Annotated in this window: 10 protein-coding genes; 7 read left to right on the forward strand and 3 right to left on the reverse strand. The window is 43.6% G+C overall.

The features are described 5' to 3' along the window. The first annotated feature begins 71 nt into the window (after window positions 1–71). From pyrG to AAC855_RS03305, 5 genes are all read left to right on the forward strand, one after another. On the forward strand, window positions 72–1,709 hold the full coding sequence (gene pyrG / locus AAC855_RS03285; protein WP_340608185.1) for a glutamine hydrolyzing CTP synthase: 1,638 nt from the start codon (window positions 72–74) through the stop codon (window positions 1,707–1,709). Window positions 1,710–1,794: 85 nt separating this feature from the next. After that, window positions 1,795–3,096 (forward strand): phosphopyruvate hydratase, encoded by a 1,302-nt coding sequence (gene eno / locus AAC855_RS03290; protein ID WP_340608186.1) that lies wholly within the window; start codon window positions 1,795–1,797, stop codon window positions 3,094–3,096. A gap of 354 nt (window positions 3,097–3,450) precedes the next feature. After that, window positions 3,451–4,836, forward strand: a complete 1,386-nt coding sequence (locus AAC855_RS03295) for an SLC13 family permease (RefSeq protein ID WP_099122445.1) — start codon at window positions 3,451–3,453, stop codon at window positions 4,834–4,836. 150 nt (window positions 4,837–4,986) lie between these two features. Further along, window positions 4,987–5,265: a type II toxin-antitoxin system TacA family antitoxin gene (locus AAC855_RS03300; RefSeq protein ID WP_099125101.1), complete on the forward strand. Its 279-nt coding sequence runs from the start codon at window positions 4,987–4,989 to the stop codon at window positions 5,263–5,265. Further along, window positions 5,262–5,789 carry a GNAT family N-acetyltransferase gene (locus AAC855_RS03305; RefSeq protein WP_340608274.1) on the forward strand — a complete coding sequence of 176 codons (528 nt, stop codon included), beginning with the start codon at window positions 5,262–5,264 and terminating at the stop codon, window positions 5,787–5,789. Before AAC855_RS03300 ends, AAC855_RS03305 begins: the two co-directional genes overlap by 4 nt. Before the next feature lie 43 nt (window positions 5,790–5,832). Here the strand turns inward: AAC855_RS03305 and AAC855_RS03310 are convergent, their stop codons facing one another. Then, window positions 5,833–7,317, reverse strand: coding sequence for an aldehyde dehydrogenase family protein (locus tag AAC855_RS03310; RefSeq protein ID WP_340608187.1), 1,485 nt, complete (start codon window positions 7,315–7,317; stop codon window positions 5,833–5,835). 495 nt (window positions 7,318–7,812) lie between these two features. On the opposite strand from AAC855_RS03310, the gene AAC855_RS03315 reads away from it, so the two are divergent. After that, on the forward strand, window positions 7,813–8,157 hold the full coding sequence (locus tag AAC855_RS03315) for a DUF6694 family lipoprotein (protein ID WP_340608188.1): 345 nt from the start codon (window positions 7,813–7,815) through the stop codon (window positions 8,155–8,157). Window positions 8,158–8,200: 43 nt separating this feature from the next. Here the strand turns inward: AAC855_RS03315 and AAC855_RS03320 are convergent, their stop codons facing one another. Both AAC855_RS03320 and metK read right to left on the reverse strand, forming a co-directional pair. Further along, window positions 8,201–8,716 (reverse strand): SprT family zinc-dependent metalloprotease, encoded by a 516-nt coding sequence (locus AAC855_RS03320; protein ID WP_340608189.1) that lies wholly within the window; start codon window positions 8,714–8,716, stop codon window positions 8,201–8,203. A 102-nt stretch (window positions 8,717–8,818) separates the two neighbouring features. Beyond that, on the reverse strand, window positions 8,819–9,973 hold the full coding sequence (metK, locus tag AAC855_RS03325; protein ID WP_340608190.1) for a methionine adenosyltransferase: 1,155 nt from the start codon (window positions 9,971–9,973) through the stop codon (window positions 8,819–8,821). A gap of 924 nt (window positions 9,974–10,897) precedes the next feature. Here metK and speA point away from each other — a divergent pair. Further along, the gene (speA, locus tag AAC855_RS03330; RefSeq protein ID WP_340608191.1) at window positions 10,898–12,802 is read left to right on the forward strand and encodes a biosynthetic arginine decarboxylase; all 1,905 of its coding nucleotides are present in this window, start codon (window positions 10,898–10,900) and stop codon (window positions 12,800–12,802) included. Window positions 12,803–12,809 lie beyond the last annotated feature (7 nt).

A 12,809-nucleotide genomic window follows, 5' to 3' on the forward strand; every position in this document is an offset into this window, starting at 1 on the left:
AGGTTAGGGTATACTGCTTTCCCGTCCTGTTATATTCATCATCCTTTTAAACCTAAACTTTCAGGTTCAGCATGAAAACTAATTATATTTTTGTGACCGGCGGGGTCGTATCCTCTCTGGGTAAAGGCATTGCCGCAGCCTCTTTGGCGGCCATACTCGAAGCCCGTGGACTCAATGTCACCATTATGAAACTGGACCCGTACATCAACGTTGATCCAGGTACAATGAGCCCAACCCAACACGGGGAAGTTTTCGTAACCGAAGATGGCGCTGAAACTGATCTCGATTTAGGTCATTACGAACGTTTCATTCGAACCAAAATGACACGTCGCAATAACTTTACGACGGGTCGTGTTTACTCCGAAGTTCTGCGCAAAGAACGCCGTGGCGATTATCTGGGCGCAACCATTCAGGTTATTCCTCATATCACTAACGAAATCAAAGACCGCATTATCCGTGGCGCAGAAGGCTATGATGTTGTGCTGGTGGAAATCGGCGGTACTGTCGGTGATATCGAATCCCTGCCATTCCTCGAAGCCATTCGTCAGATGGCAGTAGAAGTAGGCCGTGAAAACACACTGTTTATGCACCTGACTCTGGTGCCTTATATGGCAGCAGCCGGTGAAGTGAAAACTAAGCCTACTCAGCATTCCGTGAAAGAACTGCTTTCCATTGGTATTCAGCCGGATGTTTTGATCTGCCGTTCAGATCGTATTATCCCGGCCAATGAGCGGGCAAAAATCGCACTGTTCTGTAACGTGCCAGAGAAAGCTGTTATCTCTTTAAAAGATGTTGATTCTATTTATAAAATCCCAGCCCTCTTGAAATCTCAGGGCTTAGATGATTATATTTGTAAACGATTCAGCATCGAATGCCCGGAAGCGGATCTGTCCGAATGGGAACAGGTCATTTATGAAGAAGCTAATCCGTCGGGCGAAGTGACCATCGGTATGGTGGGCAAATATATCGAATTGCCGGATGCTTATAAGTCCGTGATTGAAGCCCTGAAACACGCTGGTCTGAAAAATCGTCTGACCGTCAACATCAAACTGATCGATTCTCAGGATGTTGAAACCCGTGGTGTTGAAGTCCTGAAAGGTCTGGATTCCATTCTGGTGCCGGGCGGCTTCGGTGGCCGTGGTATCGAAGGCAAGATTATGACAGCACGTTATGCCCGTGAAAACAAAATCCCTTATCTGGGAATTTGTCTGGGAATGCAGGTTGCTCTGATTGAATTTGCGCGCAATGTTGCGGGGATGGAAGGGGCTAACTCGACTGAGTTTGAACCTGAATGTAAGTTACCGGTTGTCGGTCTGATCACCGAATGGCGTGATGAGAACGGCAACGTTGAAGTACGTAGCGAAGAGAGTGATCTCGGCGGAACAATGCGTGTTGGTGGCCAGCTGTGTCGTCTGACTGAAAACAGTCTGGTGCGTAACCTGTATGGTCAGGACGATATTATCGAACGTCACCGTCATCGTTACGAAGTGAACAACTTATTGTTGAAACGCATTGAAGATGCGGGCCTGCGTATTGCCGGTCGTTCAGTCGATAATAAACTGGTGGAAATTATTGAAAACCCGAATCATCCGTGGTTTGTGGCATGTCAGTTCCATCCTGAATTCACTTCAACGCCTCGCGATGGCCATCCGTTATTTGCCGGTTTCGTTGAAGCCGCAGGCAAATACCAGAAAAGCCAGTTGAAATAAGATATAGGGCGATTGATGGCGTTTTGCTCTACCTTTTGAGTAACCATCGATTGCCCGGAATTTAACTTGTACTGAGGAAAACCTAATGTCCAAAATCGTTAAAGTGCTCGGCCGTGAAATCATCGATTCCCGTGGTAACCCAACGGTAGAAGCAGAAGTACATCTGGAAGGTGGCTTTGTAGGTCTGGCTGCGGCACCATCAGGTGCATCAACAGGTTCCCGTGAAGCATTGGAACTGCGTGATGGTGACAAATCCCGCTTTATGGGTAAAGGTGTACTGAAAGCAATCTCTGCGGTCAATGGCCCGATTGCGCAGGCTCTGGCAGGTCAGGATGCGAAAGATCAGGCGAATATCGACAAAATCATGATCGAGCTGGATGGAACTGAAAACAAATCCAACTTCGGTGCTAACGCGATTTTGGCTGTTTCTCTTGCAAACGCTAAAGCAGCAGCAGCGTCAAAGGGTATGCCTCTGTACGAGCACATTGCTGAACTGAACGGCACTCCGGGTCGCTTCTCTATGCCTCTGCCAATGATGAACATCATCAACGGTGGTGAGCACGCAGATAACAACGTAGACATTCAGGAATTCATGATCCAGCCAGTAGGTGCGAGCACGCTGAAAGAAGCAGTACGCATCGGTTCTGAAGTTTTCCATAATCTGGCAAAAGTTCTGAAAGCAAAAGGCATGAACACTGCGGTAGGTGATGAAGGTGGTTATGCACCGAATCTGGAATCCAACGCAGCTGCTCTGGCCGCTATCAAAGAAGCAGTAGAAAAAGCCGGTTATGTACTGGGTAAAGATATCACTCTGGCGATGGACTGCGCAGCTTCTGAATTCTATAACGAAGAAACGGGTAACTATGAACTGAAAGGCGAAGGTAAAACTTTCACTTCTCAGGAGTTCACTCATTATCTGGAAGGTCTGACCAAAGAGTATCCAATCGTTTCTATCGAAGATGGCCTGAACGAATCTGACTGGGACGGTTTCGCTTACCAGACTAAAGTGCTGGGTGATAAAATTCAGTTGGTTGGTGACGATCTGTTCGTAACGAATACCAAGATCCTGAAAGAAGGTATCGAAAAAGGCATCGCTAACTCCATTCTGATTAAATTCAACCAGATCGGTTCTCTGACCGAAACGCTGGCTGCAATTAAAATGGCAAAAGAAGCGGGCTACACAGCCGTTATCTCTCACCGTTCTGGTGAAACTGAAGATGCAACCATTGCTGATCTGGCAGTAGGTACTGCGGCGGGTCAAATCAAAACAGGTTCAATGAGCCGTTCTGACCGTGTTGCTAAATACAATCAGCTGATCCGCATCGAAGAAGCGCTGGGTAACCGTGCTCCTTTCAATGGCCTGAAAGAAGTTAAAGGTCAGGCATAATTGCTGATTCATTTCCATAAATAATAATTTTTATTTATGATTTGGCGAAAGGGTTATATCCTTTCGCCTTATTCTTCTTTCTTTTTTCTGCCGGATAATAGATAGTTATTCAGGCAATTCAAAAACCAGAAATGTGATATAACTCCATAAAATATGCTGTTTTTTTGCTCTTTTAATTATTAATTAAGCAAATCTCGCGTAGTAGATCCCAAAATCGCACACCTCGTATTTTATTTATCGTTCAGACTCCTTATTATTTCACATGTAATGTAATTCTTTAACATTTAGAGCAATGATTCATTAATTATTATTTATACATTACGGAGTTATGTTTCATTGTTGTATGGAGTCTTCATGGACGCTTCAGAATCTTTAACCCCAGCGGTCGGGCCGATGCCCTCAAATAAAAGAGGCTTTATTATTCTTGCGCTGGATATCATCTTGCTGATTGCTTTGCTGAAGTTTTTGCCTTATAGCGAAAAAGCAAATGCAGGTTTGGCATTGATGGCATTTGTCGGTGTGTTATGGCTTACCGAAGCCATTCACGTCACGATTACTGCACTGTGTATTCCAATTCTGGCAGTTGGAATGGGATTGATGAATACCGGTGACGCGCTGAAATCTTTTGCAAACCCCATTATCTTCTTATTTTTTGGTGGGTTTGCACTGGCGACAGCGCTACATATCCAAGGTCTGGACAGACTGATAGCCAACCGTCTTCTGCTGATTGCCCGCGGGCGTTTGTCAGTAGCGGTGATGCTGATATTTGGTATCACGGCTCTGCTTTCTATGTGGATCAGCAACACGGCAACTGCCGCTATGATGTTGCCGCTGATTCTGGGTATTCTGGCTAATCTGGATGTACGTACCGAGCGTAATACATTTGTCTTTGTGTTACTGGGGGTAGCGTATAGCGCCAGTATTGGCGGTCTGGGTACTTTGGTCGGCAGCCCGCCTAACGCAATTGCTGCGGCACAGTTGGGCATGGATTTTGTGACATGGATGAAATATGGCGTACCCATGGTGATTATTCTGTTGCCGGTTATGGTCATGCTGATGTACATCATGTTGCGTCCGAACCTGAATCATAAATTTGATCTGGAGCTTGAACATCTGGAATGGAATGGTAAACGTGTTATCACCATGTTTATTTTCCTGCTGACTGTAGTTTGCTGGATTTCCAGCTCTATCATCAGTGATGCTCTGGGTGGCATTAAAGATTTGGATACCATTATTGCGGTGAGTGCGGCTATCCTGATTGGTATCACTGGTGTATCGACATGGTCACAGATCCAAAATAACACGGAATGGGGCGTGCTGATGCTGTTTGGCGGCGGCCTGACATTGAGTGCTGTTCTGAAAAACTCTGGCGCCAGTGAAGTGATGGCGAATGGTATGGCGACAACATTTGGTTCAAGCCCGTGGTTTGTGATCATTGTTGCTATCGCAGCATTCATTATCTTCCTGACGGAATTTACCAGTAATACAGCCAGTGCAGCGCTGCTTGTTCCTATTTTTGCCACAGTTGCGGAAGCGTTAGGCATGCCGGTGATTGTGCTGACCATGATTATTGGTATTGGTGCATCCTGTGCATTCATGCTGCCTGTAGCAACACCACCGAATGCGATTGTCTATGGCTCCGGCTATATCAAGCAGACTGAAATGGTACGTGTGGGTATCGTATTGAACTTGGCATGTATCGCAATTATCTCTGTAGTGGCTTGGTTCTTCTGGATTTAATTGATATTCATAGCAAGAAAAAAGAGGATGCCGGTTGGCATCCTCTTTTTTTAGGAAAAAATATTTCTTCTGATTAACTTTTGTATGTATTGAAAGTGTACAAAAATGACTTATAATTGTACGAAATTCACGCAGTAAAGGAGAGGGATCATGCCTCAGATTATCGTGGAAACCAATGAGAGGATCTCATTGCGCATTAGTACTGACGCGAAATCTTTGCTGGCACGTGCAGCTGCAATTCAGCAAACTAATTTAACTGATTTTGTCGTCAGTCATGTATTACCTATTGCTAAAAAAGTTGTTGAAGATGAAGAACGGGTTCATTTAACTGAACGTGATAGCAAACTTGTCATGGAGTTACTGGATAACCCTCCCGAACCAAATGCTAAATTGTTAGCGGCTGCTTTTGCTATGCCGGAGAGAAAATAATGTTTAGTGATTGGCATGAGGAAGCCATTAGCAAACATCATAATCGTGCGGCGTTTGATTGCGGAGATGTCCAGTTAAACCAGTATCTACAGCGCCACGCACGACAAAATCATGAGAAAGGTGCAGCGAAAACTTTTCTGGCCATTGATAATCGAGATACAACACGGATCCATGGTTTTTATTCTGTCAGTCCTGCTTCACTTCTTTATGAGAGAACTCCTGATGTAATTACTTCGGGACTTGGTAGATATGATGTGCCGGTATTTCGATTAGGTAGGTTAGCTGTTGATAAATCTATTCAGGGGCAGGGAGTTGGGGGACAATTACTATTATCGGCAGGTCGACGTTGCCTACAGGCAGCGATGCAGGTTGGTGGTGTGGCAATGCTGATAGATGCGAAAAACGACAATGTGTGCAGTTGGTATAAAGGGTATGGTGCCGTGCCATTGAATGATGAACCACTTACTCTGGTATTACCGTTCAAAACTATTTATGCAGCGTTGTCGGCCTCCGGAAAACTCTAAAATCAATCGCCTCCTTTTTCGGGGCGATTGATTTTATTATGACTTAATCTTCTTTGGTACTGATGTAGATATTTTTAACTTCAGTATAGGTATCCAGCATCATTTTATGCGTTTCCCGCCCAAGACCTGATTTCTTATAACCGCCAAATGGTGTATGAGCTGGAAGTTCATGATAGGTATTGATCCATATACGGCCTGCCTCAATGGCTTTAGCGACACGCAGGGCACGGTTGATATCCTGTGTCCAGACTGCACCCGCCAGACCATATTCTGAATCGTTAGCCATCTCCACAACTTCTTCTTCATGGCTGAAAGGAATGACACAAAGCACAGGCCCGAAAATTTCCTCCTGAGCTACCCGCATATTATTAGTCACATTGGTCAGGATCGTTGGCTGAACAAAGAAGCCATCGTCATACCCTGCACCAGTAATGCGTTTACCACCGGTAAGAATGGTCGCACCTTCCTGTTTAGCAAGGTCAATATAGCCCAGAATCGTATTCATCTGCTCTTCACTGACCTGACAGCTCATCTCCGTTGCCGGATCCATCGGGTCACCAACACGGATAGACTCAAAGACGGTTTTTAATGATTGCAGGAATGAATCATAGATATCTTTATGTAGAAATAAGCGAGCACCAGATTCACAAGCCTGCCCCTGATTCAGCAAAATAGCATGGGCTGCACATTTGACTGCTTTTTTCATATTGGCATCAGGGAAAACGATGTTGGCAGATTTGCCTCCCAGTTCGAGCGTTGCGGGAATAAGTCTTTTAGCAGCGGCAGCGGCAACGTTGTAACCGACTTCTGTTGAGCCTGTAAACGCTACCTTGTCAATACCTTCATGATCGAGTATCGCCTGACCAACAACAGATCCACGACCTGTGACGATATTGACAACGCCCGCAGGAAGAACCTGATTAATGATACGGCCCAGTTCTAACAGCGTGATAGGCGTCAGGCTGGCTGGATTGATAACGATAGTATTACCCGCTGCCAGCGCAGGCGCAATTTTCCAGGCTGCCATGAGCAGAGGGAAGTTCCAGGGAATAATTTGACCAATGACACCTATTGGCTCTCTGATAATCAGACTGAGAGTATTTTCATCAATGACATCAGATGCATCAGAGTGGGCACGGATCACACCAGCAAAATAACGGAAATGATCGATAGCGAATGGGATATCAAAATTACGGCATAAAGATTGTGTTTTACCCCCATCTAGGGCTTCCAGAGTGATAAAACGTTCTGCTTCAGCTTCCAGTAAATCGGCAATTTTCAGTAAGAGGGACTGCCTTTTTTCGGCTGAAGTTTTCCGCCATGCAGGCAACGCATTTTTTGCCGCCCGGACAGCCAGTTCAACATCCTGAGCATTTCCTGCTGCATATTCAGTCAATAATTCTCCGGTTGCCGGATTATGGCTTTTCATCATTTCTTTTGAAGTACTATCTACCCATTCACCGCCAATCAGCATCTTATAAGATTTGGCAGGTGATAGTTCTATTGCTATATCATGTAACTTCTTCATTATATTCTCCAGATACTTTGATTTTGGGTATGCTAAACCATATATTCAAAAAAATTATTGAGCCTATTCTTAATTTTGGATTTAAATACATAAGACCTGTATCAATAAATAAGAAGATGGTGTTTATATTTCAATGGAGTAATAAATCTTGGAAATGAATTCGGTGAATGATTATTGATGTGGTTTTTATTATTTTCTCAAAGGTTATTTCGAGGGTTTAATATAAATTTCGATTTTTAATAATAGATTTTTAATTCTAATCGCGTCAATTTCATTATTAATATAATTTATTATATATATCCGCTTATATGATGGTTTTTAGCTTTTAATTGATAAAAAGTATTAAAGAGTGAAAATAGCTTACTCTAAAAATACAAAATGATAGTAAACAATTTGTAAATACACCTTATTTAATAATGATTTTTTTAGTTAAATGAGTTTATTTTTATCACTCTCTGCTATTATTACACTACAGCTAATTGGGTGGGGTTGATTATGAGAAAATTGTTAGTAATTTGTTTGCTGGGCTTTACATTAGCAGGGTGTGACAAGCCGCTGAAGATTGATGGAACGAATGGAATAGCGGTAAAAACATCCATCGAAAAAATCAGGGATACCCTACCTGAAGATAAAAAACTAAAATTCGATGATTCATTGAATATTGTGATGTTTCACAATATCGATTTTAATGAACTGTTTAAGAACAACAAGCAGGGAAAAATAAAATATGATGCCATGGAAAGTCTGGAAAAAAGTTTTTACCAATCATTGAATGGGAAAACCGCTGATCAGATTATTAATGAAGCAGAAAAAATTAAGAAAACCAATAAAGCGCCCTGATTTCGGGGCATTTTAGCTGTTATTGAGGTTGATTCGGTTTATTTTATTCCTGTTTGTTTTTTCCCAAAAGCGTTAATCGTTCTCCACACTGCCGGCAGATATAGCAGCTTTTACCTCTGAGCACCTTATTATGTTGTCTTATGCTTAATTCATGCTGCTGGCAGTGGCAGCCATAGATGAATATCTTGCTGCAAACGGATTGTACTGAAAATTGATGAGTTCGGTTGGCAGGTACTTTAAACACGGTTTCCATAATATAACGCCACTCTTTGCCGTGAGGAGCGACCTTGCCAAACTGATGATAAACCAATAAATGAGCTAATTCGTGGGGGATGACTTCATCGATAAACGACTGCTCGTTTTCAATCAGTAAAATTGGGTTAAGACGAATTTCCCAATCCTGCAAACGAGCACTTCCCGCAATTGTTCCTCTTTGCTGGTAGGTCACATCGGGTTCAGGAAACGTTTGCTGAAGGAATTCACTTGCCTGAATCATTTTTTGCCGTAAAGCGAGCATGACTGCTTGCTGTAGTGGAAGAGGAACCTTAACAGATTTCATAAACAGCGATTATTCTGTAATAACTTATTTGAAGAGTAACTTAACACAAAAAAAGCCCGCTTGTTATGGGCGGGCTTTTTAATATTACTTAATACTGCGGGATTATTTCAGCCCGGCTGCATCGCGCAGGATCGCAGCTTTATCTGTCGCTTCCCACGGGAACTGCTCACGACCGAAATGACCGTATGCCGCAGTATCACGATAGATTGGATGCAGTAGATCCAGCATTTTGATCAACCCATAAGGGCGCAGATCGAAGAACTCGCGCACCAGCTGAACCAGTGTTGATGTTGGTACTTTTTCAGTTCCAAACGTCTCAACCATGATAGAAGTTGGTTCAGCAACACCGATAGCATAAGAAACCTGAATCTCACAGCGGTCAGCCAGACCTGCGGCAACGATATTTTTCGCCACGTAACGTGCTGCGTAAGCCGCAGAACGGTCAACTTTAGATGGATCTTTTCCTGAGAATGCTCCACCACCGTGACGCGCCATACCGCCGTATGTATCAACAATAATCTTACGGCCTGTCAGACCACAGTCACCCATTGGGCCACCAATCACGAAACGGCCTGTTGGGTTAATGAAATATTTGGTCATCGGAGTGAGCCATTCTGCCGGTAAAACAGGCTTGATGATCTCATCCATAACGGCTTCTTGCAGTTCTTTCTGACCGATTTCTTCTGAATGCTGAGTAGAAAGTACAACAGCATCAATGCCGACAATTTTGCCGCTGTCATACTGGAATGTAACCTGACTTTTGGCATCCGGACGCAACCACGGCAGCGTATTGTTTTTACGTACATGCGCCTGACGCTCAACCAGACGGTGAGCATAGGTAACAGGTGCTGGCATAAGAACATCGGTTTCATTGGTTGCATAACCAAACATCAATCCCTGATCACCTGCTCCTTGCTCCAGAGGGTCAGCTCGGTCTACACCCTGATTGATATCAGGAGATTGCTTACCAATCGCACTGATTACTGCACAGGAATTAGCATCAAAGCCCATTTCTGAACTGGTGTAGCCAATTTCACGCACTGTCTTGCGGGTAATTTCTTCGATATCAACCCAGGCGCTGGTAGTGATTTCACCACCAACCATAACCATGCCGGTTTTCACATAAGTTTCGCAAGCTACACGAGCCTTAGGATCTTGTTCTAGGATTGCATCAAGAACAGCATCGGAAATTTGGTCGGCAATTTTATCTGGATGACCTTCTGAAACAGATTCAGAAGTAAAAAGGTGTGTAGTCATTATATTTCTATACCTTAAATATAATCTTGGTTTAAGGGTGGATGTTTTACCATCTAGACGGCTAGTCTAAGTCACTATCACTAAATATACCAGTTTTTTTGGTTTCAAATACCTTTTGTTGCGTGACATTTTGGATTTCTTATCTGTCATTCCTTGAAATGTACAGTTTAAAGAGATCTGACTTTTTCGCGTTATCGCTTTGTGTGTTGTTGATTGAGCCAGTTTGTTCTTTTGTGCCCCAATATCTCCCCAGAATTGATGGAATACAAAAATAACTATTTTCTTTATTTTCAAATCGTTATTTTATTGTCTGGGTTTATTTATCCAAATGAATAGTGATGGAAGAGTTTTATATTAGTAAGAGATTGTTTACTTTCTATAAAGATGACGATGGAAATTTATCGGATATGCTTATCTATTATCTGTTAGGCATCAATAAATTTCATTTTGCAATTTTGTAGGATTACAGGTATAAACAGCGCCCTGTAACTGATAGGTTTTTTATACTTCAAGTTATAGGCGTTTGCCGGATACGTTTTATGCGTATTCTGCGTCTCATCAATTGAGAAACGGCTTTCGTAAAGCCATGTGGGGTGAATGGGGTTATGAACCATTATTTGCTGCTTGTTAACAACCGACAGCCACATTATGCCATTGATGTATCCACATCTTGTTCCTTTCTTATCAATATGAATTCATTCCGATGTTACCTGAAACACTCGAGTAGACAGGTCGCTTCGGACAGAAGCCATATTACCAAACAGTAAATATACATATTGTTTAGCTTCCTCTAAACGTTTTTATAATTTAAGAGCATGCTATTCCCTGACATTTATAAATGCGCAAGATACGCACACTAAATATAGTGTCTTGGGTTATTGACTACAGGTGAAGGCAAACCTCTACTCCATGAAGGAGACTGCCATGAATGATAATATCGCTCGTAAAATGCGCCAGACTTACAATATTGCGTACTGGGGCGGCAACTATTACTACGTCAATGATCTGGGTAATGTCAGTGTTTGTCCAAATCCTGATTTGCCGGAAGCTCAGGTTGAGATTGTTGATCTGGTAAAGAAAGTTCAGCAAGAGAAAAAACAGTTACAGCTGCCAGCTCTGTTCTGTTTTCCTCAGATCCTGCAACATCGTTTGCGTTCCATTAATGCCGCTTTTAAACGTGCGCGTGAATCCTATGGTTATAAAGGTGACTATTTTCTGGTTTATCCGATTAAGGTGAACCAGCAGCGCCGCGTGATTGAATCATTGGCTAATTCTGGCGAACCTGTCGGTCTGGAAGCTGGCTCCAAGGCTGAGCTGATGGCTGTATTGGCTCATGCTGGTATGACTCGGACTGTCATTGTCTGTAATGGTTATAAAGATCGTGAGTATATCCGTCTGGCACTGATCGGTGAAAAACTGGGACACAAAGTGTATCTGGTTATCGAGAAAATGTCTGAAATTGCAATGGTGCTGGAAGAAGCGGAACGTATTAATGTCGTGCCTCGTCTTGGTGTACGGGCGCGTCTTGCTTCACAGGGAGCGGGTAAATGGCAGTCCAGTGGTGGGGAAAAATCCAAATTTGGTCTGGCGGCGGCACAGGTTCTACAACTGGTTGAAACTCTTCGATCAGCCGGAAAACTGGATAGCCTACAATTGCTGCATTTCCATCTGGGTTCTCAGTTGGCAAATATCCGTGATATAGCAACAGGTGTGCGTGAATCTGCCCGTTTTTACGTCGAACTGCATAAACTGGGTGTCAACATTCAGTGCTTTGATGTGGGAGGAGGACTGGGCGTTGATTATGAAGGGACCCGTTCCCAGTCAGAATGCTCCGTCAACTATGGCCTGAACGAATACGCGAACAACGTCATTTGGGGAATTGGGGATGCCTGTGAGGAAAATGGCCTGCCACATCCGACTGTCATCACCGAATCTGGTCGTGCATTGACGGCTCATCATACAGTTTTGGTTTCCAATGTCATTGGAGCGGAATGTAATGAATTTACCGAGACGACACCACCGGCAGAAGATGCTGCACGTCCTTTGACAAGCTTGTGGGATACATGGCAGGAAATGCAGGTTGGTGGCTACAAACGTTCTTTACGTGAATGGCTGCATGATAGTCAGTTTGATCTATACGATGTTCATACCCAGTATGCCCACGGGATCCTGAGTCTATCTGAGCGAGCTTGGGCAGAAGAATTATATTTAAATATCTGTCGCCGTATTCAGCAGGATCTTGATCCAAGTAACCGTGCTCATCGTCCGATCATTGACGAATTACAGGAGCGCATGGCAGATAAACTCTATGTGAACTTTTCCCTGTTTCAGTCCATGCCGGATGCGTGGGGGATCGATCAACTGTTCCCTGTTCTGCCACTTGAAGGGTTGGACAAGCCATTGGATCGTCGCGCTGTTTTGCTGGATATCACTTGTGACTCTGACGGTATCATTGATCATTATGTTGAAGGTGATGGTGTGGCAACAACAATGCCAATGCCCGCCTACGATCCGGAAAATCCACCCCTGATCGGCTTCTTTATGGTTGGTGCTTATCAGGAAATTCTGGGTAATATGCATAACCTGTTTGGTGATACTGCGGCTGTTGATGTCTATGTTAGCGAAAACGGTGAAGTGACTTATCAGCAGAGTGAAGAAGGCGATACCGTTGCCAATATGCTGCAATATGTGAAACTGGAGCCTCAGGTACTGCTGACCCGCTTCCGTGATCAGGTGAAATCGACAGATCTGGATGAAAATCTACAGGAACAGTTCCTGCAAGAGTTTGAAAGTGGCCTGTATGGTTATACTTATTTAGAAGATGAGTAATTTTCAT

It is taken from the genome of Xenorhabdus bharatensis, from assembly GCF_037996705.1.
Classification (GTDB): Bacteria; Pseudomonadota; Gammaproteobacteria; order Enterobacterales; family Enterobacteriaceae; genus Xenorhabdus; species Xenorhabdus bharatensis.